A 20,058-nucleotide genomic window follows, 5' to 3' on the forward strand; every position below is an offset into this window, starting at 1 on the left:
CCGGCCCGCTCAGCGGGCCGCCGTGAGCGCGGGCACGACGAAGTCGGCCACGAGCCGGCGGATGCGGTCCGTGTCCTCCAGCTGGACGATGAACATGATCTCCAGCCGGGAGATCCACTCGCACAGGCCGGCCAGGTCGAGGTCCGCCCGGATCTCGCCGGTGTCCCGTGCCGAGGCCAGGACGGGCTCCCAGAACTCGTGGGTCAGCTCCGTCGCCAGCCCGGTCGAGCTCAGGAGGGTGTTCGCCAGCGCCATCTGCTCGGGGGAGACGAGCGCGTGCATCAGCGGGTCCCGGTGCCCGACCCGGACGTTGAGCGTGATGCCCTCCACGACGCGCTCGGTGAGCGAGCCCAGCGCCATGATCCGGGCCCGGCTGCGCTCGATGTTCATCCGTGCGCGGCGGCGGACCAGCGCCGTCAGCAGGCTCTCCCGGTCGGAGAACGTGCGGTAGAGCGTCGCGCGGGAGATCTCCGCCGCCGACGCGACGTCCTCCATCGTCGTCTTGGCGATGCCGTAGTGGGCGAAGCACGCGTCGGCGGCGTCGAGGATCCGCTCGACGGCAGCGGAGGGCCGGGTGGTCACCGGAGGCGAGCGGTCGGGCACCGGCCCAGCATACGGAGCGGCCCCGGTGTTCCTCGACGCTCGTCCCGTGCAGGCGCTGTGACAATGGACGGTATTCGTCTCACGTGTCAGGATGATCGGAACCGAGGAGAGGACGTACGCGTGCCGTCACCCGACGCCGCGGCCCGGCGGGTCGCGCTGCTCACCGGAGGGGCCCGCGGGATCGGGGCCGCGGTCGCCCGGCGGCTCGCGGCCGACGGCCACGCCGTCGCCGTCGACTACGCGACCAGCGGGGCCGAGGCCGAGGCGCTCGTCGAGGAGATCCGGGGAGCCGGCGGGACCGCGGAGTGCCTGCAGGCCGACGTCACCGATCCCGCCGCGGTGACGGAGCTGGTCGAGCGGGTGACCGCGCTGTGGGCCGCACCGTCGGTCCTGGTCAACAACGCCGGGATGAACCTGACCGCGTCGGCCCGGCGGCTCGACCCTGCCGACTGGGACCGGGTGATCGGCGTCAACCTCAGCGGGGCCTTCTACTGCACGCACGCCGTGCTCCCGGCGATGTACGAGGCGGGGCACGGCCGGATCGTGTTCGTCGGCAGCCCGGCGGCCGGCCGGTCGGTCCTGCCCGGGACCGGCGCCTACGCCGCCGCGAAGGCGGGCGTCGGGGCGCTGGTCGAGGTGCTGGCCAAGGAGACGGCGCGCCGCGGGATCACGGTCAACTCGGTGATCCCGGGGTTCGTCGAGACCGGGATGACCCGCGGCGAGGGGGAGAAGGCCATGGAGGTCCTCCGTGGACAGTGGCCGGAGATCCCGCCCGACGCCGTCGCCGACGCCGTGTCCTACCTGGTCGCGGACCGCGCGGCACACGTCTCGGGTGAGCAGCTGGGTGTGTGGCTGGGCGGTCCGTCCGGCCTGCACCGGTGAGCCCGCCGAGAGAACCCCTGGAGGACGGATGACGACCACCGGCGACGCCGTACCCGTACCGGACGACCGGCCGGTCCTGACCGACCGGCCGGAGCCGGGGATCCTGCGGATCACCCTGAACCGGCCCGGAGCGCTCAACGCCATGGGTGCGGAGCTGGTCGAGGCCCTGCACGACGAGCTGCGCGCGGTCCAGGAGGACTCCGGGGTCCGCGCGATCGTGCTGACCGGCGCCGGCCGGGCGTTCTGCGCGGGCCTCGACCTCCGCGGCTACGGGGACCCACCGGGCAGCCCCGCGGAGGAGGGACGTTCCCAGGCGGGGATGCGCGTCCAGCAGCACATCTCGAGCCTCGGCGAGACCTTCCGGCGGGTCCGGGCCCCGATCATCGGCGCCGTCAACGGCGCGGCGGTCGGTGGCGGCATGGCGCTGGCCGTGTTCTGCGACATCCGGCTGATGGCACGTTCGGCGATCCTGCAGGCGTCGTTCATCCGGCGCGGCCTCGGCGGCACCGACATCGGGCTGAGCTGGCTGCTGCCCCGGATGGTCGGCTTCGCCCGGGCGACCGACCTGATCCTCACCGGCCGGACGGTCGACGCGGACGAGGCGGAGCGGATCGGCCTGGTCGCGGCGGTCGTCGACGACGACGCACTGCAGGAGGCCGCCCTGGAACGGGCCCGGCTCATCGCCGGCCACAGCCCGTTCGGTGTGTGGATGAGCAAGGAGGTCCTGTGGGCGAACCAGGAGACCGGCAGCTTCCAGGCCGCGGTCGAGCTGGAGAACCGCTCGCAGATCCTGACCGCGCTGACGAAGGACCACCGCGAGGCGGTCGAGGCGTTCCTGGAGAAGCGCCCGCCCGTGTTCCGGGACCGGTGACCGGCCCCGCGCTGGCCGGGCGCACCGCGGTCGTGACCGGGGCGGCGAGCGGGATCGGGGCGGCGGTCGCTGCGCGGTTCGTCGCCGAGCGGGATCGGGGCGGCGGTCGCCGCGCGGTTCGTCGCCGAGGGGGCCTCGGTGCTGGTGTGCGACGTCGACACCGAGCGCGGTGCGGCGCTCGCCGGCGAGCTGGGGCCGCGGGCCCGGTTCCGGCGGGTCGACGTGCTGCGGGAGTCCGACGTGGAGGGCGCCGTCGCGGAGGTGCTCGACCGGGACGGCCGGCTGGACTGCCTGGTCGCCAACGCCGGTGCCGTCGGCCGGTGGCGCTTCGTGGACGACATCCCGGCCGACGAGTGGGACGCCGCGTTCGCGCTGCTCTGCCGCTCGGTCCTGTTCGGGATCAGGTACGCGGTGCCGCCGATGCGGGCCGCCGGGCACGGCAGCATCGTCGCCACCGGCAGCGTGGCGGGCCTGCGGACCGGGTACGGCCCGCACGCCTACGGGGCAGCGAAGGCCGCGGTCGCCCAGCTCGTCCGCAGCGCCGCCGTCGAGCTCGCCCCCGACGGGATCCGGGTGAACACGCTCGTCCCCGGCGGTGTGGCGACACGGATCGTGGGGCACGGCGCGGGCCTCACCGGTGACGCACTGGACCGCTCGGTCGACACGGTCCGGGAGAACCTGCGGTCGTTGCAGCCGCTGCCCCGCGCCGGGGAGCCCGACGACCTGGCCGACGCCGCGGTGTTCCTCGCCTCGGACGCGTCGGGCTTCGTCACCGGTCAGGAGCTGGTCGTGGACGGCGGCGCGTCCCTGGGCCGGGGGTGGCCCGCCGACGCGGTCCGGGCGGCGTCCCGGGCGCGGCGGCGCCACCGCTGACCCGGCGGGCCCGGACCGGGCCCGCCGGGCCGGTGGTCAGGCGGGTGTCGTGTCGCGCAGGGAGACCGCCTCGGGCGGGACCTCCCGGAACCTCTCGCGCAGCGCGGCCTTGGTCAGCTTCCCGGAGAAGGTCCGCGGCAGCGGATCCGGCGAGGCGACGGCGTGCCGCGGCTGCTTGAACTGCGCGAGCCGGGACCCGGCGGCGGCGGCGAGCTCCGCGACGACGACGGACGCGTCGCGCTCGGAGTGGAAGACGACCATCGGCACCTCGCCCCACACCTCGTCGGGGACCCCGATGACGGCGAGGTCACCCACCCCGGGTACGGCCGCGAGCACCTTCTCGATCTCGGCCGGATAGACGTTGATGCCGCCGGAGATCACCAGGTCCTTGCTCCGGTCCACGATGGACAGGAAACCCTCGTCGTCCATCCGGCCGAGGTCCCCGGTGTGCAGCCACCCGTCGACGACGGTCTCGGCGGTCGCCTCCGGCCTGCGCCAGTACTCGCGCATCACGTGCGGGCCGCGGACGAGCACCTCACCGACCTCACCGGTGGCCGCGGCGACCCGGACCTCGGTGCCGACCAGCGCCCGGCCGCAGGACTCGGGGCGGTGCAGCGCGTCGTGCCAGGGCAGGCTGGTGACCAGGCCGGACGCCTCGGTCAGGCCGTAGACCTGGTTCAGCGGGACGCCCCGGTCGCGGTAGGCACGCAGGGTCTCGGTCGCGACGGGCGCGCCGCCGGCGGCGGCGTAGGTGAAGGCGGAGAGTGCGGCGTCGGCGAAGCCGGAACGGGCGGCCATCCGCTGCCAGATCACCGGGACGAACGTCGCCGCGGTGACCCGCTCGCGCACCATGATCTCCAGGCTGCGCTCCGGGTCGAAGTCGGCGAGCAGCACCATGGTCGCGCCCGGGTAGATCACGAGCTGCACGAACACCGACACGACGGAGCCGGTGTAGACCAGCGGGGCGGGTACCAGGACGCGGTCCCGCCAGGACAGGCCGTAGGCGATCATCTGCGCCTGGGCGGGCGCGAGCACGCTGCGGTGGGTCAGCAGTGCGCCCTTCTGCACGCCGGTGGTGCCCGAGGTGTAGCAGAGGAAGGCGCCGTCGTCGTCGGCGATGTCGGCCGACGGTGCCGGGCCGGGGGTGCCGAGCAGCGTGTCGTACCCGGGGACGGCGGTCGAGCCCAGCGAGACGATGTCGTGGCGTCCGTCGCCGTCGGCGACCAGGGAGAGCAGCGACTCCTCGGTGACGACCAGGGAGCAGTCCGCGTCGTCCAGCAGTTCGGCGAGCTCGCCGGACAGCAGCCGGAAGTTCAGCGGGACGCAGATCGCGCCGAGCTTGAGCACCGCCACCATGGTCCGGGCGAGCTCGGGGCGGTTGTGCATGAGCACCGCGACCCGGTCACCCCGGGCGATCCCGCGGGCGGCGAGACCGCGGGCGAGGTCGTCGGTCGCGGCGTCGAACGCGCTCCAGGACTCGGCGGCGCCCTCGAAGGCGATCGCGTCGTGGTCGGGCCGGGTGCGGGCCCAGAATCGGACGAGCTCGGGGACGTTCATCGGCTGCTCCGGTGGTGGGACGTCGGGTCGGGACGGGCGCGGTGCTCACGGGCCCGTCGCCGAGCGCGCCGGTGCGGTCGTGGTCCTGCATGTCCAGACTGACACGTGATACAAAGAACGTCTAGAGTCTCATCGTGTTGCGACCTGCTCCCGGCCGATCCCGGCGCGCGGAGCTTCCGAGAAGACATGCGCGAATGGTCCGGGCCGGCTCCGGGAACGGTGTCCGATCGGTGACCAGAAAGCGACGGAATGTGTTCGCGCGGCGATCCCGGTCGTCGGGGTCGCGATATGGGGACGCGATTCGGGAATGGTGGCCGACCGTCCTGACGGAGGTACCTTACGGCGATAGGTAGAGAGTGTCAAGGGTCACTCCGGGGGGTCACGGCGTCCGTCGTCGCGGGTCTCGCGGGCGTCTCCGGCCGCATGGCGTCGATGCCGCGCAGGAACGTCCGGACGGATTCGACCCAGAGGGTCTCGGGGTCGAGCGCGTTGTTGCCGATCGCCCGGACCAGGGCCGGGTGCTGCTGCGGGTCCGCGTGCGGGAAGACCCGGTCCTGTCCGGCCGGCGCCTTCATCGCGTCCGTCAGTGCGGCGCCGAGGGTGAGGCGGTCGAGCCCGTCGAGGACGAGGACGTGCAGGTGGGGCGGGATGCCGACCTCCTCCAGGAAGGTCGCCGAGGTCTCGTAGGCCGGCGTGAAGACCTCGCGCGGCATGAACTCCAGCAGGATCGGCGCGGCGTGGGCGTGGCGCAGGATCGTCCGGCGGAAGAGCAGGCTCAGGGCGACGAAGTACTCGATCCAGTCGTCCGTGTCCCGGGCGACCGGCTGCGGCGTCTCGCGGATGATCGACCGGGCGACGGCCTCGAGGATCGATGCCTTGTCCGGGAAGTGGTGGTAGAGCGAGGGGGCCTGCACGCCCATCTCGCGGGCGAGCCGGGTGAGGCTGAACGCCTCCAGTCCGTCGGCGTCGATGATCGCGAGCGCTGCCGTGACGATGATTTTCCGGCTCAGCATCGGGCGGTCGGGTCGTGGCATGGAGGAATCATGCCGGACCGTCGGAGAAATGGTTGACCGCTTCTCACCTAATTGCATAAGGTTCGGCCTCCTCGCGCGCCGTTCCCGGCCGACGCGACCCAGCACACGGAGGACGTCGATGTCCAGATCCGCCACACGCAGCACCGGGTTCCGGGCCGTCGTGTCCACCTGCCTTGCGGTGACCGTCCTCGACGGGGTCGACCTGCTCATGTTCGGAGCGGTCCTCCCGGTCCTGCTGCAGGACCAGGTGTGGGGCATGACGACCGTCGAGGCCGGACTGATCGGCAGCGTCTCGCTGTTCGGCATGATGATCGGGGCGATGCTGGCGGGGTACCTGACCGACATCGTGGGCCGGCGGCCCATCGTGCTCGGCTGCGTCGCGAGCTTCAGCGTGTTCACCGGGTTGTGCGCGCTCGCCCCGAGCCTGGAGGTCTTCGCGATCCTGCGCTTCCTGGCGGGGCTCGGGTTCGGCGGCGCGCTGCCGACCGTCATCGCGCTGACCATGGAGTACGTGCGGATCGAGCGGCGTCAGTTCTACAACGGCGTCGTCCAGACGGGGTTCCCGATCGGCGGCGCGCTCGTGTCGGTCATCGCCATCGTCGTCATCCCGGTCTTCGGGTGGCAGTCCCTGTTCGCCGCGGCGGGCCTGGTGGGGATCGTGCTGTTCGTCGTCGCCTACCGGAACCTGCCCGAGTCGATGGCGTTCCTCGTCGCCCGCGGCCGTGCCGACGAGGCCGCGGAGCTCGCCCGCCGGTACGAGGTCGGCGTCGCCGCCGAGTCCGGCCTCGCCGTCCGGCAGGGCGCCACCGCCGGGGACGAGCGGCGCTCGGCGTTCCGCCTGTTGTCCGCCCCGGGGTTCCGCGTGGCCGCCGTGCTGTTCCCGCTGATCAGCTTCTTCGGGCTGCTCGTCTCCTACGGTATGAACACCTGGATCCCGCAGATCCTCCGCACGACCGGCTACGACCTCGGCTCGGCGCTGTCGTTCATGCTGGCGTTCAACCTCGGCAGCGCCGTCGGCATGGTCGTCCTGACGGGGCTCGCCGACCGCTTCGGCTCGCGCCGGGTCATCTCCACCGGGTTCCTGGCCGGCGCGGCGGCCGTCGCGGCCCTGACCCTGGGGCCGGCCCAGGGGGTCGTGTTCGGCCTGGTGCTGCTGATCGGGTTCTGCGCGTCGTCCCAGTCCGCGGTGTACGGCTTCGCCGGCGTCTACTACCCGGCTGCCGCGCGGGGCACGGTCCTCGGGCTGTGCACCGGGCTCGGCCGGCTGGGCGGGGTCGCCGGGCCGATCATGGTCGGCATCGTCATCGCGGCCCCGGCCGGTGCGACCGGCGTGTTCTGGGCGTTCACGGCGGTCGGGCTCGTCGCCGCGGTGCTCGTCGCACTGGTCCCGCGGACCGGGCTCACCGACCGGCCCCGCCCGGTCGTGGACGACGGCCCCGCGGACCGTCAGGTCCCGGCGTGACCGGGGCGGACCCGCGGTCGCCGTGGGAGCGCCTGCTCGGGACCTGGGACCTCGTGTCGTTCGTCCGGCTCGTCGACGGCGACCCGATCGGTGACGTCCTCGGGCCCGATCCGGTCGGCCGGCTGACCTACCAGGCGGACGGGCGCGTCACCGCCCTGCTCGCGCGTCGCGACCGTCCGTGGCGGTCCGGTGAGACCTTCCTGTCCGCCGGCGACGAGGCCCGCGGGGCCGCCGCGCGTGAGTTCGTCGCCTACTCGGGCCGGTTCGAGGTCGTGGACGACCGCGTCGTGCACCACGTGGACATCTCGCTGTACCCGGAGCACCCGGGGACCGACCTGGTGCGGACGGTGTCCTGGCGCGACGGGCTGCTCGAGCTGCGCACGCCGTCGCGTGACACCCGGTCCGGGCGCTCGATGTGCGACCGCCTCACCTGGCGCCCGGAGTCCGGGGCCTGCCGTCCACCGTCGGTGACGAGCGCAACGGCGACACGGGGCCCGGAAGGGTGGTGAAACAGATGACGGATCCGGTAACACTGATGCATCAGCTCCGGGCCGCATCGTTGCGGCACTGACCGCGGACCGCCCCGGATGCCAACGACGTCGATCCCTGGAGGTCAATCGTGCGGGACGCAGTCATCGTCGAAGCGGTGCGCAGCCCGGTCGGCAAGCGCAAGGGCGGTCTGGCCGGGGTGCACCCGACCGATCTGTCGGCCCACGTGCTGCGGAGCGTGGCGGAGCGGTCGGGTGTCGACCCGGCTGAGATCGAGGACGTGATCTGGGGCTGCGTGTCGCAGTCCGGTGAGCAGACCCTGGACATCGCCCGCAACGCGGCGCTGGCGGCGGGGTTCCCGGAGTCGGTGACGGGTGTGACGGTCGACCGGCAGTGCGGGTCGAGCCAGCAGTCGGTGCACTTCGCGGCGGCGGGCCTGATCGCCGGGCAGTACGACGTGGTCGTCGCCGGTGGTGTGGAGTCGATGACCCGGGTGCCGATGTTCTCGTCGAGCCAGGGCGAGGACCCGCTCGGTGCGGACTTCGCGGCGCGGTACGGCACCGCCCCGAACCAGGGTGTGGGCGCGGAGATGATCGCCGAGAAGTGGGGCTTCTCGCGGCAGCAGCTCGACGAGTTCGCGCTGCAGTCGCACGCGCGTGCCGCCGAGGCGCAGGACGCGGGCCGGTTCGACGGCCAGATCGCGCCGCTGGCCGGGGTCGCCGCCGACGAGGGTGTGCGGCGGGGCGGGACGCTCGAGGGTCTCGCGCAGCTGAAGACGGTGTTCGAGGAGGCCGACCAGGGTGGGGTGATCCATGCGGGGAACTCGTCGCAGATCTCCGACGGGTCGGCGGCGTTGCTGATGACGACCTCGGAGAAGGCTGCGGAGCTGGGGTTGCGTCCGGTGGCGCGGGTGCACACCGCGGTGCTGGCGGGTGCGGATCCGGTGATCATGTTGACGGCGCCGATCCCGGCGACGGAGAAGGCGCTGGCGAAGTCGGGGCTGGGTCTGTCGGACATCGAGGTGAACGAGGCGTTCGCGCCGGTGCCGCTGGCGTGGCTGGCCGACATCGGTGGGGACGACGCGGGTGTGGCGCAGCGGTTGAACCCGAACGGTGGGGCGATCGCGCTGGGGCACCCGCTGGGTGGTTCGGGTGCGCGGATCATGACGACGCTGGTGCACCACATGCGGGACAACGGCATCCGTTACGGCCTGCAGACCATGTGCGAGGGCGGCGGGCAGGCGAACGCCACCATCCTCGAACTCCTCTGACACACACCTCTGATCCCGGTGCGTCGCCGCCGCACGCGTGCCGGCGGCGCACCGATCCCACAGCTCCCCGGAAGGACTGGATTCATGGACATCACCGGCGCCGTCGCCGTCGTCACCGGCGGCGCCTCCGGCCTCGGCCTGGCCACCACCGAGAAGTTCGTCGAGCAGGGCGCGAAGGTGGTGATCATCGACCTGCCGTCGTCGCAGGGCGAGGCCGTCGCCGACAAGCTGGGCGAGAACGTGCGCTTCGCACCCACCGACGTCACCGACGAGGCGCAGGTGCGGGCCGCCCTGGACCTGGCCGAGGAGCTCGGCACCGTCCGGGTCACGGTCAACTGCGCGGGCATCGGCAACGCGGAGAAGACCTTCGGCAGGAAGGGCGCCTTCCCGCTGGACGGGTTCACGAAGGTGATCAACGTGAACCTGATCGGCACGTTCAACGTGATCCGGCTGGCTGCGGAGCGGATCGCGACGGCCGAGCCGGTCGACGGGGACCGCGGCGTGGTGATCAATACGGCGTCGGTGGCGGCGTTCGAGGGTCAGATCGGGCAGGCGGCGTACTCGGCGTCGAAGGGTGGCATCGTCGGGATGACGCTGCCGATCGCGCGTGACCTGGCCGACCTGGGGATCCGGGTGTGCACGATCGCGCCGGGGCTGTTCGAGACCCCGCTGCTCGGGTCGCTGCCCGAGGACGTGAAGGCGTCGCTGGGCAAGCAGGTGCCGCACCCGTCGCGGCTGGGGCAGCCCGCGGAGTACGCGAAGCTGGCCGCGCACATCGTCGAGAACCCGATGCTCAACGGCGAGACGATCCGCCTCGACGGCGTGATCCGGATGCAGCCGCGGTAGCGGGCCCGGCGCGAGGAGGAGACGTCCGATGCGGCGCACACTGTACGAGTCCGACCACGAGGACTTCCGGTCCGCGTTCCGAGCCTTCGTCGACAAGGAGGTCGCTCCGCACGGGGAGCGGTGGACCGCCGACGGGATCGTGCCCCGGGAGCTGTTCACGACGGCCGGCGCGAACGGTTTCCTGGGCATGGACGTGCCCGAGTCCTACGGCGGCGGCGGGGTCCCGGACTTCCGGTTCAACGCCGTCGTCATCGAGGAGCTGATGGACGCCGGTGCCGGCGGCCTGGGCCTCGGGATGACCCTGCACAACGACATCGTCATCCCGTACCTGCTCGCCTACGGCTCCGACGAGCAGAAGCAGCGCTGGCTGCCGGACGCGGTGAGCGGGAACGCGATCCTGGCGATCGCGATGACCGAGCCCGGAACCGGCTCGGACCTCGCCTCGATGACGACGACCGCGGTCCGGGAGGGCGACCACTACGTCGTCAACGGGGCGAAGACGTTCATCACCAACGGCATCAACGCCGACCTGGTGGTCGTGGCGGTGAAGACCGACCCGTCGCAGAAGCACAAGGGCATGAGCCTGCTGGTGCTCGAGCGCGGGATGGAGGGGTTCGAGCGCGGCCGGAACCTGGACAAGCTGGGCCAGCACGCGCAGGACACCGCCGAGCTGTCGTTCACCGACGTCCGGGTCCCGGTGGGGAACCTGCTCGGGCCCGACGAGGGCCAGGGCTTCGCCCAGCTGGTGCAGAAGCTCCCGCAGGAGCGGCTCTCGATCGCACTGGCCGGTGTCAGCGCCGCGCGTGCGGCACTGCGGTGGACGCTGGAGTACGTGAAGGAACGGAAGGCGTTCGGCTCGCCGATCGGCTCGTTCCAGAACTCGAAGTTCGTGCTGGCCGAGCTGGACACCGAGATCGACATCGCCGAGCACTACGTCGACGACTGCGTGCGCGCCCTCAACGCGGGCGAGCTGACCGCGGTCGACGCGTCGAAGGCGAAGTACTGGTGCACCGAGCTGCAGGGCCGGGTCGTCGACAAGTGCCTGCAGCTGCACGGCGGCTACGGCTACATGAGCGAGTACCCGATCTCCACGGCCTACGCCGACGCCCGGATCACCCGGATCTACGGCGGCACGACCGAGATCATGAAGGAGGTCATCGGCCGGGGCCTGGGACTCTGAGGCCCCGGGACCGCGGCGTCACCGGAGCGCCGCGTCCAATCGCCGGACCAGCTCGCCGACCCGTCCGCCCCCGCCGCGTGCCCCGCGGCGCGGGCGGCGTCGCTCGCCGCGGCCAGGCCCGCGTCGCGGGTCTCCTGCGCCGCACGGTGTGCGGCCCACGCGGCGTCGCGGACCGCCCTGGTGCGTGCGGCGCCCGCGGCGAACGCGTGTGCCGCGTCCACCGCGTCGCGCGGGCGCGGTTCGGCCGGCCGGGCGTGCTCGAGGATCTCCAGGGCGGGCCGCGCGCACGCCACGGCGAACGCGGTGACGGCCCGGAGCTCGTCGCGGCTCAGCGGGATCGTCCTCGGGTCGTCCGGCACGGTCTTCCTCCCGGTCAGGGCCGTGTGCCGGGTGCGCGGTCCCGGTACCGCTCGACGACGAAGTCGGCGAACCGGGCCACGACGGGCGGGGCGGGCCGTTCCCGCAGCCAGGTCAACCCGATCGACCGGTGCGCCGTCGCGTCGGTCAGCGGGACGTAGGAGACGCCCGGCTCGGCCCGGTCCGGCCGCGGCTCGGGCACGATCGCGACCCCCAGCCCGGCCGAGACGAACCCCTCCAGCGTGCCGATCTCGGTGCTCTCGAACGCGAACCGCGGGCTGAGCCCCGCCCGGGCGCAGAGCTCGTCGGTGAGCCGCCGCAGGCCGATCGGCGCGCAGCGCCACGAACGGGTCCGTCCCCGCCGCCGACAGCGCGACCCGCGGCCGGCCGGCGAGCCGGTGGTCGGCGGGGACGGCGAGGCACAGCTGCTGCCGGTACAGGCCGGTCCAGGCCAGCTCGTCGTCGTCCGGGCGCGGGGCGGTCAGCCCGAGGTCGGCGTGCCCGGCGCGGACGTGCTCGATGATCTCGTGCCCAGCGGCCTGGGTGAGCTCGAAGACGACCCCGGGGGCGTGCGAGCGGTAGGCCCGCAGCATCTCGGGGGTGAGGCCGGCCGCGATCGAGTGCAGGAACGCCAGCCGGACCGTGCCGTGGTCCGGGTCGCGCAGCGTCGCGATCCGGTCCCCGGCGGCGGCCAGCTCGGCGAGGCTGCGCCGGGCGTGTTCCAGCATGATCTCGCCGGAGGCGTTCAACCGGAGCCTGCGGGCGACCCGGTCGAACAGCGGGGCGCCGACCTGGCGCTCGAGCCGGCCCAGCGCGCGGGACAGCGTCGGCTGGGCGACGGAGAGCTTCTCCGCGGCCCGGGTCATGTGCTCGGTCTCGGCGAGCACGACGAACCACTCGAGCTCGTCCAGCGTCGTCACCGCCTCATCATGTCACCGCCCGCGATGCACCACGGACATGACGCGGGCCGGGCGGTCAGACGGGGGCGCCCGCCTGGCGGAGCACCTCCCGGGCGTGCGCGAGCACCGGCGCGTCGATCATCCGGCCGTGCAGGCGGAACACCCCGCCGCCGGTGTGCTCCCGTGCCGCGTCGAGGACCTCGCGGGCCTCGGCGACCTCGTCGTCGGTCGGCAGGAACGCCTCGCGGACCACGGTGACCTGCTTCGGGTGGATGCAGGCCTTCGCCGCGTACCCCGAGCCGACGGCCGACTCGCTGTCGGTGCGGAGCGTGTCGGGGTCGTCGATGGCGACGAGCACCGTGTCGACCGGGGTGACCCCTGCGGCGCGCGCCGCGTAGAGGATCCGGATGCGGGCCTCCTCGACGGCCGGGCGGTAGCCCCCGCCGGGCGCGCGGCCGGGGCGTCCGCCCAGGTCGGCGACCAGGTCCTCGCTGCCCCACATCAGCCCGGTGCAGTTCGGTGCGGCGGCGATCTCCGGTGCTGCGAGGACGCCGGCCGCGGTCTCGCACAGCGCGATCACCGGGCGCGGCGCCAGCGCGGCGACGTCGGCGGCGCGGGCGGCCATCGGCAGCATCACCGCGACGTCCGGGTGGCCGGCGAGTGCGGCGACGTCGGCGTCGTGCCACGCGGTGCCCGGGGCGTTGACCCGGACGACCACGGCGGCCGGGTCGAGCTCCGCCAGCCCGGCGACGACGCCGGCGCGCGCCGCGTCCTTGCCGTCCGGGCCGACCGCGTCCTCCAGGTCCAGGATCACCGTGTCGGCCGCGGCCGCCGCCTTCGCGTACCGCTCGGGCCGGTCGCCCGGGCAGAACAGCAGGGCCGGGCCGCGCAGCGTGTAGCCCGTGTCCGTCGTCGTGTCCGTCATCCCCGCTCCAGTCCGCCGCGCTTGACCAGCTGTGCGGCGATCACGTTCCGCTGGATCTCGTTGGTCCCCTCGCCGACGATCATCAGCGGAGCGTCGCGGAAGTACCGCTCGACGTCGAACTCGGTGGAGTAGCCGTAGCCGCCGTGGATGCGGACGGCGTTCAGCGCGACCTCCATCGCGATCTCGGAGGTGAACAGCTTCGCCATCCCGGCCTCCATGTCGCACCGCTCGCCGCGGTCGTACTTCTGGGCGGCGTAGAGGATCAGCTGCCGGGCGGCGGTGATCTTCGTGGCCATGTCGGCGAGGTGGTTGCCGACCGACTGGTGCTGCCAGATCGGCTTGCCGAAGCTCTCCCGGTCCTGGGCGTAGCGCAGGGAGTCCTCCAGGGCGGCGTCGGCGACGCCGAGCGCGCGGGAGGCGACCTGGATGCGGCCGGTCTCGAGGCCCTTCATCATCTGGCCGAAGCCCTTGCCGGGGGTGCCGCCGAGGACGGCGTCCGCGGGGACCCGCATGCCCTCGAAGACCAGCTCGCAGGACTCGACGCCCTTGTAGCCGAGCTTGGGCAGGTCCTTGGACACCGTGAGGCCGGGGCCGTGCTCGACGAGCAGCACCGAGATGCCCCGGTGCTTGGGCTCGGCGGCCGGGTCGGTCTTGCACAGCAGCGCGATCAGCCCGGAGCGGCGCGCGTTCGAGATCCAGGTCTTGGACCCGTCGATCACGTAGCCGTCGCCGTCGGACGCGGCGTGGGTGGCCATGTTCTGCAGGTCGGAGCCACCGCCGGGCTCGGTGAGTGCCATCGTGGCGCGCAGCTCGCCGGTGGCCATCCGCGGCAGGTAGCGGTCCTTCTGCTCCTGGGTGCCGAACTCGACGAGCAGCTTCGCGACGACGGTGTGCCCGCCCATCGCGCCGGCCAGGCTCATCCAGCCGCGGGCCAGCTCGGCGGTGACCAGGGCGTAGCAGGGCATCGAGACCGGGGCCTCGCCCCAGGGCTCGGGGACCGCGAGCCCGTAGATGCCGAGCTCCTTCATCTGCTCGATCCACTTCTCGGGGTACTCGCCCGAGTGCTCGACCTCGTTGACCGAGGGCTTGACCTCGCGGTCGACGAAGTCGCGCACGACGTCGACGACGGCCTGTTCCTCGGTGCTCAGCACACCCATGACTCGGTTCTCCTGCTGGTCGTGGTGGGGGTCGTCCGGCCCGGTCTCAGCCGAGGTGGACGGTGGCCGTCAGCGAGGGCTGCACGCCCTCGGCGGCGACGGCGACGGTCGCCTCGGCCCCGCTCCGGTCGCCGGTCGCGACGAGGGCCGACGGCACGAACGCCGGGCGGGCGAGCCGGTACTCGAACCCGGTGACCCGGTCGGACGGTGCGTTCTGCCGGGGGAGCTCCAGGGCCAGCAGTGCCATCAGCGGGCCGTGGATCACCAGGTCGGGGTAGCCCTCGACGCCGGTGACGTAGGGGAGGTCGTGGTGGACGCGGTGCCCGTTGTAGGTCAGCGCGCTGAACCGGGACAGCAGGACGGAGTCGGTCGGGCGCCGCAGCCGCCACGCGCCGCCGGGATCGGGCTGGTCGGCGACCGGACGCTCGACGACGCGGCGCTCGGTGCCCTCGGGCTCGGAGCGGTAGACGATGTCCTGCTCCTCGACCGCGACGACGTCGTCGCCCCCGTCGACGGTCAGCTCGTGGCGGACCGTCACGAACAGCATCTCGCCGGACCGCCCGGACTTCGGCGTGACGGTGGTGACGGACGACCGGCTCCGCAGCACCGAGCCGAACGGGATCGTGCCGTGGGCGTGGAAGCGGCCCCCGGCGAACATCCGGCGCCGGCCGGGTACCGGCGGGAGGAACGGGCCGTCGGTGGGGTGCCCGTCCTCGCCGATCTCCGAGGTGCGCGGGTGCGGGAGCAGGAGCAGCCAGTGCCACATCGGGGGGAGCGCGGCGCCGTCGCGGAGATCCGGCACCGGGGCGTCGAGCAGGTCGGCGAAGGCGGCGGCGGGCCACGGGTCGACCCGCCTGCTGTCGGTGACCTGCGGCGGGTCCCAGTCACGGACCAGGTCGGCCAGGACTCCGGTGGCGGCGGTCTCGGGCACGTCACTCCCTCGTTCGACGGCTCGGGGCGGGGCCGGCGCCCGTCGTGGTCGCCGGCCGGTCGGGATCAGTCTCCGCCCCCGGCGGCCCCGGGGGAAATGACCGTTGGTGGGTGACCCCATGTGTCCGGGACATGGACGCGGGGGACGCCCGGTGGGCACGTCACCGGATCGGGGACCGCTTGTTACCCGCGCGACTCCTGCGCTCCGCCTCGCCGGAACATCGCCTGGGCACGCTGGGGTCATGAGTGAGAGCAGCACGCAGCACGCGGACGCCGGGTGGCCGCACCCGGCGAGCGAGGCGGCCCGGCTCGACGGCCGCTACAGCCCGGACCGGACCGGGGCACCGGCCCGGCTCACCGACGACGCCGGCATCCACCGGGACTGACCGGCGCACGACCCGACCCGGCCGGCCGGGGTCAGTCCGAGCAGACGCCCGGGCACCGCCCGAGCGTGCCGTGGAAGGTGACGGTGGTCCCGCCCGGGCCGCGCTCGACGCGCACGTCCTCGGTGACCGCCTCGATCATGCCCAGCCCGCGACCGCGGCAGCCGTTGTCCTCCGGCGGTTCCCGCCAGGAACCACGGTCGGAGATCTCCATCCGCACCCGGGCACCGTCGGCCGTCCCGCGCAGCGAGACCGTGCCGGACGGTGCCGCCCGGTAGCCGTGCTCGACGCAGTTCGACACGGCCTCGTTCACGGCCAGCACCAGGTCCTGCGCGATCTCGCACGGCCGGTCGGCGCCGCACAGCGACGTCAGCCAGCGGCCGGTCTCCCGGCGCGACCGGCCGGCCGCGCCGGGATCGGCGGGCAACTCGACGTGCAGACGCGGTCCCATGGGGACTGGGGTACCCCGACCGGTGCACCCTGATGCGTGCCCCCGGCCACACCGCGTGCACCGCATCCCCCGTCCGGTGCGGCGTCGCGGCCGATCCGGTGCGGTTCGACGCGCGGGCCCCCCGACGCCGCCCTATCGTCGCTGGTGATGAGACCAGACCACCGCCTTCCGTGGGTGCGGGATGGCTGAGCCGGACACCCGGATGGACACCGCGACCGTCGCTACCGACGACGAGTACGCGCACCTCGACGTGCCGCTGCGGGCCTTCGCGGCCGCACCGGGCGACGACCCGGAGCGCGCCGCACTGCGCGAGCAGCTCGCACGGGGATTCCATCCGGTCGTCCGGCACATCGCCGGGCGCTACCGGCACCGCGGTGAGCCCGCCGACGACCTCGAGCAGGTCGGCGCGATCGGCCTGCTGAACGCCCTCGACCGGTTCGACCCGGAGCAGGGGACCCCGTTCCTCGCCTACGCGGTCCCGACGATCACGGGGGAGATCCGGCGGCACTTCCGGGACCGGACCTGGTCGATGCGGGTCCCCCGGCGGCTGAAGGACTTCCAGACCCGGATGACCCGCGCCCAGGTGGAGCTGGCGGTGCGCCACGGCCGGGCACCGAAGGTGTCCGAGCTGGCCGAGCACCTCGGGACCAGCCGGGAAGAGGTCATCGAGGGTCTGCAGGCGCAGGACTCCTACCGGTCGGACTCGCTCGACCGGCTCGCCGGTGACACCGAGAGCCCGCTCGGCGAGATCGTCGGCGGGGCCGACGCCGGCATCGGCACCGTCGAGGACAGGGAGGCGTTGCGCCCGGCGTTGCGCCGGCTCCCCGAGCGCGAGCGGACCATCCTGCTGCTGCGGTTCTTCGGCAACAGGACGCAGACCCAGATCGCCGAGGAGGTCGGGTTGTCCCAGATGCACGTCTCCCGGCTGCTCGCCCGCAGCCTCGCCACGCTGCGCAGGCACCTCGTCGAGGAGCCCGGTGGGGACGCCGTGTCCCCGATGTCCGACGCGGGGTGAACGCCGCCCCGGCGGGCCGGGGAACGCCGCCCCGGCGGGCGTCGGGGCCGCGCCGCCGGTCACATTGCGTGTTTGCCGGGCGGTCACCGGGGAACCCTCCTGTGTTCGCGCACGACACCTCCCGATCACGGGGCCGGTGCTCGTGCGACACCGTCGTCGTCCCGCACGGGGCGCGGGCGCGCCGCCGACCCGGCCGGGTGCACCGGGGCCCGACCCGGGCCGCACCGCCGGCACGTCGCCACGCCCGCTCCGGCCGGGACAAGGGGAGGACCTGGTATGGCCAAGAAGGACAAGAAGGACAAGAAGGGTTCCGGCGCTGCCGCCGAGCAGACCCTGACCGCCTCCGCCACCCGGATGGAGCGGGCGGCCGAGCGGGCCGAGCAGGCCGCCGTCCGCGTGCAGCGTGCGGCCCGCATCGTCACCGAGGCCGCCGACTCCGTGGCCGGTGGGTCCGGCGAGTCGGCGGGCGCGACCACGGAGAAGTCCGAGAAGTCCGAGAAGTCCGGGAAGTCCGAGAAGGCGGAGAAAGCCGGGAAGAAGGCCGGGAAGAAGTCCGGCAAGAAGGACGGGAAGAAGGCCCGTCGCGCGGAGGAGAAGGAGGCCGAGCAGGCCGTCCGCGCCGCGGCGAAGGCCGAGAAGAAGGCCAAGGCCGAGGCCGACGAGCAGCGCAAGGCCCAGAAGGACGCCGCCAAGGCCGAGAAGAAGGCCGCGAAGCAGGCCAAGGCCGCCCGGCTCGAGAAGGTCGCGAAGCGCGAGAAGGCGGACAAGGCGGAGAAGAAGGCCCGTCGTGCGGCGACCGAGAAGGTCGTCGCCGAGAAGCCCGGCTCCGGCGTCGGCGCGCCCGAGAACGCGCCCGCCGACCGGGAGGCCCGCCGTCGCGAGGCCGAGCGTGAGGCCGCCCGGATCGCCGCCGCCGTCGAGCACAAGGTGGACAGCGACCAGCCGGCCGAGGTGCATCACACGAACGCGATCCGCAACTGACGCGTTCGTCGTAGTCCCGCACGCCCGGGCCCTCCGTACGGGGGTCCGGGCGTGTCCGTGTTCTCACACATGAGGGGATGTTCAGTCTTGCAGGGTTGCGCTGCGCAGCCGTAGCGTTCCGGCGAACCGCTGGACCTGCGAGGAGAACACCCGTGCACATCGCCGAGGGCTATCTGCCGCCGCTGCACGCGGCGGCCTGGACCGTCGTCGCCGCGCCGTTCGTGGTGCACGGCGCGCGGGCCGTCGTCGTCCGGGTCCGGGAGGACCCGGACACCAAGCTGCTGCTCGCCGCGGCCGGGGCCTTCACCTTCGTGCTGTCCGCGCTGAAGATCCCGTCGGTCACCGGGTCGTCGTCGCACCCGACCGGCACCGGACTCGGTGCCGTGCTGTTCCGGCCACCCGTCATGGCGTTGCTGGGGACGGTGGTGCTGTTCTTCCAGGCCGTCCTGCTCGCCCACGGCGGCCTGACGACACTCGGCGCGAACGCCTTCTCCATGGCGATCGCCGGGCCCTGGATCGCCTACGGCGCCTACGTCCTGGTGCGCCGGCTCGGCGGCGGGCTCGGGCCCGCCGTGTTCGCCGCCGCGTTCCTCGGCGACCTCGGCACCTACACGATCACCAGCGCGCAGCTGGCGCTGGCCTTCCCGGACCCCACCTCGGGGTTCGGCGGCGCCTTCGTCACGTTCGCCTCCATCTTCTCCCTCACCCAGATCCCGCTGGCGGTCGCCGAGGGGCTGCTGACCGTGCTGGTCGTCCGGCTCCTCGTGCGGATCACCCCGGACGAGCTGCGCCGGCTCGGCGTGCTGCGCCCGAAGGACACCGCCGGTGACGGCGCCGCGTCGAAGGAGGCATCGGCGTGAGCCGTTCCACCCTGGTCAACGTCCTGCTCGTCGTCGCCGTCGTCGCGCTGTTCGCGATCCCGGTGCTGTTCGTCCCCGGCGAGTACTCCGGGGCCGACGGCCAGGCCGGGGAGGCCATCGAGGCGTCGGGCTACGAGCCGTGGTTCTCCCCGGTGTGGGAGCCGCCGTCGGGCGAGAGCGAGTCCGGCATCTTCGCGCTCCAGGCCGCGGCGGGTGCCGGTGTCCTGGGGTACTGCCTCGGCGTCGCCCGGACGCGGTCGAGGCAGCGGGGCGCGGACTCCGCGCCGACCGAGACCTGATGCTGCTGATCGACGAGATCGCGCACGCCAACCGCTGGCGGGGCAGGCACCCGGGGGAGAAGGCGTTCCTCGCGCTCGGCCTGCTGGTGCTGGCCGTCGCGCTCCCGCCGTGGCCCGGCGCGCTGCTCACCGGCACCGCAGCGGTGGCGCTGCTGCTCGCCGGTGCCCGCGTCCGGCCCGGGACGGCGCTGCGGCTGCTGCGGCTCCCGCTCGTATTCGTGCTGGTGGGGGCGTTGCCGCTGCTGGTCACACTCGGCGGGGACCCGTGGCTCGCGCTCGCGCCGGGCGGCCCGGCGCGAGCCGCCGAGCTGGTCGGCCGCTCGATGGCGGCCGTGGGCTGCCTGATCCTGTTCGCCGCGACGACCCCGCTCGCCGACACGCTGCCGCGGCTGCGGTTCGTGCCGCCTGCCGTCCTGGAGATCACGTTGCTGATCTACCGGATGCTGTTCCTGCTGCTGGACTCGCTGAACGCGGTGCGCGAGGCGCAGTCGCTGCGGATGGGGTTCCGGACCCGCCGTGCCACCTTCCGGTCGCTGGCCGGGCAGGGGAGCGCGGTGTTCGTGCGTGCCTTCGACCGGGCCCGGCGGCTGGAGGCGGGCCTGGCGTCGCGCGGGTACGACGGCAGCCTGCGGGTGCGGGTGACCTCCCGGCCGGTGTCGCCGCGGTTCGTCGCGGCGAGCGCGGCGCTGCTGGTCGCGGTCGGTGCGACGGCGCTGGCGGTGCGCGCGTGACCG

23 protein-coding genes and 1 pseudogene are annotated in these 20,058 nt (G+C 73.5%); 14 read left to right on the forward strand and 10 right to left on the reverse strand.

Annotated features, from left to right (window positions below):
* Positions 1 to 9: 9 nt before the first annotated feature.
* Positions 10 to 603, reverse strand: coding sequence for a TetR/AcrR family transcriptional regulator (locus Ae150APs1_RS21225; protein WP_212567243.1), 594 nt, complete (start codon positions 601 to 603; stop codon positions 10 to 12).
* 120 nt (positions 604 to 723) lie between these two features.
* Between Ae150APs1_RS21225 and Ae150APs1_RS21230 the strand changes: the two genes are divergently transcribed.
* From Ae150APs1_RS21230 to Ae150APs1_RS21240, 3 genes are all read left to right on the forward strand, one after another.
* Positions 724 to 1,485 (forward strand): SDR family NAD(P)-dependent oxidoreductase, encoded by a 762-nt coding sequence (locus Ae150APs1_RS21230; protein ID WP_075299853.1) that lies wholly within the window; start codon positions 724 to 726, stop codon positions 1,483 to 1,485.
* A gap of 28 nt (positions 1,486 to 1,513) precedes the next feature.
* Entirely contained in the window at positions 1,514 to 2,356 is an 843-nt protein-coding gene (locus Ae150APs1_RS21235) for an enoyl-CoA hydratase-related protein (protein WP_060573767.1), read from the forward strand.
* A gap of 93 nt (positions 2,357 to 2,449) precedes the next feature.
* Complete coding sequence (locus tag Ae150APs1_RS21240; protein ID WP_256385615.1) at positions 2,450 to 3,229, forward strand: SDR family oxidoreductase; 780 nt, start codon at positions 2,450 to 2,452, stop codon at positions 3,227 to 3,229.
* 36 nt (positions 3,230 to 3,265) lie between these two features.
* On the opposite strand, the gene Ae150APs1_RS21245 is transcribed toward Ae150APs1_RS21240, so the two are convergent.
* Positions 3,266 to 4,786 (reverse strand): AMP-binding protein, encoded by a 1,521-nt coding sequence (locus Ae150APs1_RS21245; protein WP_075299857.1) that lies wholly within the window; start codon positions 4,784 to 4,786, stop codon positions 3,266 to 3,268.
* Between the two features lie 359 nt (positions 4,787 to 5,145).
* Positions 5,146 to 5,820: a TetR family transcriptional regulator gene (locus Ae150APs1_RS21250; RefSeq protein WP_075299859.1), complete on the reverse strand. Its 675-nt coding sequence runs from the start codon at positions 5,818 to 5,820 to the stop codon at positions 5,146 to 5,148.
* A gap of 118 nt (positions 5,821 to 5,938) precedes the next feature.
* Between Ae150APs1_RS21250 and Ae150APs1_RS21255 the strand changes: the two genes are divergently transcribed.
* The 5 genes from Ae150APs1_RS21255 (at position 5,939) to Ae150APs1_RS21275 (ending at position 11,067) form a co-directional block, all read left to right on the forward strand.
* A complete protein-coding gene (locus Ae150APs1_RS21255; RefSeq protein WP_075299861.1) occupies positions 5,939 to 7,282 on the forward strand; it encodes an MFS transporter in 1,344 nt (447 codons plus the stop codon).
* Positions 7,279 to 7,791 carry a lipocalin-like domain-containing protein gene (locus tag Ae150APs1_RS21260; RefSeq protein WP_060573764.1) on the forward strand — a complete coding sequence of 171 codons (513 nt, stop codon included), beginning with the start codon at positions 7,279 to 7,281 and terminating at the stop codon, positions 7,789 to 7,791. Before Ae150APs1_RS21255 ends, Ae150APs1_RS21260 begins: the two co-directional genes overlap by 4 nt.
* A 110-nt stretch (positions 7,792 to 7,901) precedes the next feature.
* On the forward strand, positions 7,902 to 9,041 hold the full coding sequence (locus tag Ae150APs1_RS21265; RefSeq protein WP_075299863.1) for an acetyl-CoA C-acyltransferase: 1,140 nt from the start codon (positions 7,902 to 7,904) through the stop codon (positions 9,039 to 9,041).
* An 84-nt stretch (positions 9,042 to 9,125) separates the two neighbouring features.
* Positions 9,126 to 9,887 (forward strand): 3-hydroxyacyl-CoA dehydrogenase, encoded by a 762-nt coding sequence (locus Ae150APs1_RS21270; protein ID WP_075296178.1) that lies wholly within the window; start codon positions 9,126 to 9,128, stop codon positions 9,885 to 9,887.
* 28 nt (positions 9,888 to 9,915) lie between these two features.
* Positions 9,916 to 11,067 carry an acyl-CoA dehydrogenase family protein gene (locus tag Ae150APs1_RS21275; RefSeq protein ID WP_075296176.1) on the forward strand — a complete coding sequence of 384 codons (1,152 nt, stop codon included), beginning with the start codon at positions 9,916 to 9,918 and terminating at the stop codon, positions 11,065 to 11,067.
* Here the strand turns inward: Ae150APs1_RS21275 and Ae150APs1_RS21280 are convergent.
* The 6 genes and pseudogenes from Ae150APs1_RS21280 to Ae150APs1_RS21300 form a co-directional block, all read right to left on the reverse strand.
* Positions 11,010 to 11,426 (reverse strand): putative immunity protein, encoded by a 417-nt coding sequence (locus Ae150APs1_RS21280; protein WP_075299864.1) that lies wholly within the window; start codon positions 11,424 to 11,426, stop codon positions 11,010 to 11,012. The genes Ae150APs1_RS21275 and Ae150APs1_RS21280 overlap by 58 nt on opposite strands.
* Before the next feature lie 14 nt (positions 11,427 to 11,440).
* A complete protein-coding gene (locus Ae150APs1_RS33820; RefSeq protein ID WP_349289912.1) occupies positions 11,441 to 11,752 on the reverse strand; it encodes a LysR substrate-binding domain-containing protein in 312 nt (103 codons plus the stop codon).
* A pseudogene (locus Ae150APs1_RS33825) lies at positions 11,751 to 12,290 on the reverse strand (LysR family transcriptional regulator); the annotation flags it as partial. The gene Ae150APs1_RS33820 and the pseudogene Ae150APs1_RS33825, both read right to left, overlap by 2 nt.
* Before the next feature lie 109 nt (positions 12,291 to 12,399).
* On the reverse strand, positions 12,400 to 13,248 hold the full coding sequence (locus Ae150APs1_RS21290; protein WP_075299865.1) for a CoA ester lyase: 849 nt from the start codon (positions 13,246 to 13,248) through the stop codon (positions 12,400 to 12,402).
* Positions 13,245 to 14,405 carry an acyl-CoA dehydrogenase family protein gene (locus Ae150APs1_RS21295; protein ID WP_075299866.1) on the reverse strand — a complete coding sequence of 387 codons (1,161 nt, stop codon included), beginning with the start codon at positions 14,403 to 14,405 and terminating at the stop codon, positions 13,245 to 13,247. Before Ae150APs1_RS21295 ends, Ae150APs1_RS21290 begins: the two co-directional genes overlap by 4 nt.
* Positions 14,406 to 14,451: 46 nt before the next feature.
* Positions 14,452 to 15,336, reverse strand: a complete 885-nt coding sequence (locus Ae150APs1_RS21300) for a MaoC family dehydratase N-terminal domain-containing protein (protein WP_083680273.1) — start codon at positions 15,334 to 15,336, stop codon at positions 14,452 to 14,454.
* A 241-nt stretch (positions 15,337 to 15,577) separates the two neighbouring features.
* On the opposite strand from Ae150APs1_RS21300, the gene Ae150APs1_RS32200 reads away from it, so the two are divergent.
* Positions 15,578 to 15,721: a hypothetical protein gene (locus Ae150APs1_RS32200; RefSeq protein ID WP_170918115.1), complete on the forward strand. Its 144-nt coding sequence runs from the start codon at positions 15,578 to 15,580 to the stop codon at positions 15,719 to 15,721.
* Between the two features lie 31 nt (positions 15,722 to 15,752).
* Here the strand turns inward: Ae150APs1_RS32200 and Ae150APs1_RS21305 are convergent, their stop codons facing one another.
* A complete protein-coding gene (locus Ae150APs1_RS21305) occupies positions 15,753 to 16,169 on the reverse strand; it encodes an ATP-binding protein (RefSeq protein WP_010224585.1) in 417 nt (138 codons plus the stop codon).
* Positions 16,170 to 16,350: 181 nt separating this feature from the next.
* Between Ae150APs1_RS21305 and Ae150APs1_RS21310 the strand changes: the two genes are divergently transcribed.
* The 5 genes from Ae150APs1_RS21310 to cbiQ all read left to right on the forward strand — a co-directional run bounded on the left by Ae150APs1_RS21310 (position 16,351) and on the right by cbiQ (position 20,055).
* Entirely contained in the window at positions 16,351 to 17,184 is an 834-nt protein-coding gene (locus Ae150APs1_RS21310; protein WP_083680275.1) for a SigB/SigF/SigG family RNA polymerase sigma factor, read from the forward strand.
* A gap of 276 nt (positions 17,185 to 17,460) precedes the next feature.
* Positions 17,461 to 18,165 (forward strand): hypothetical protein, encoded by a 705-nt coding sequence (locus tag Ae150APs1_RS21315; RefSeq protein WP_075299868.1) that lies wholly within the window; start codon positions 17,461 to 17,463, stop codon positions 18,163 to 18,165.
* 152 nt (positions 18,166 to 18,317) lie between these two features.
* Positions 18,318 to 19,025 (forward strand): energy-coupling factor ABC transporter permease, encoded by a 708-nt coding sequence (locus Ae150APs1_RS21320; protein WP_010224582.1) that lies wholly within the window; start codon positions 18,318 to 18,320, stop codon positions 19,023 to 19,025.
* Complete coding sequence (locus tag Ae150APs1_RS21325; RefSeq protein ID WP_075299869.1) at positions 19,022 to 19,324, forward strand: energy-coupling factor ABC transporter substrate-binding protein; 303 nt, start codon at positions 19,022 to 19,024, stop codon at positions 19,322 to 19,324. The genes Ae150APs1_RS21320 and Ae150APs1_RS21325 overlap by 4 nt, the downstream gene beginning before the upstream one ends.
* Positions 19,324 to 20,055 carry a cobalt ECF transporter T component CbiQ gene (cbiQ, locus tag Ae150APs1_RS21330; protein ID WP_075299870.1) on the forward strand — a complete coding sequence of 244 codons (732 nt, stop codon included), beginning with the start codon at positions 19,324 to 19,326 and terminating at the stop codon, positions 20,053 to 20,055. Before Ae150APs1_RS21325 ends, cbiQ begins: the two co-directional genes overlap by 1 nt.
* Positions 20,056 to 20,058: the final 3 nt, after the last annotated feature.

The organism is Pseudonocardia sp. Ae150A_Ps1, assembly GCF_001932315.1.
Classification (GTDB): Bacteria; Actinomycetota; Actinomycetes; order Mycobacteriales; family Pseudonocardiaceae; genus Pseudonocardia.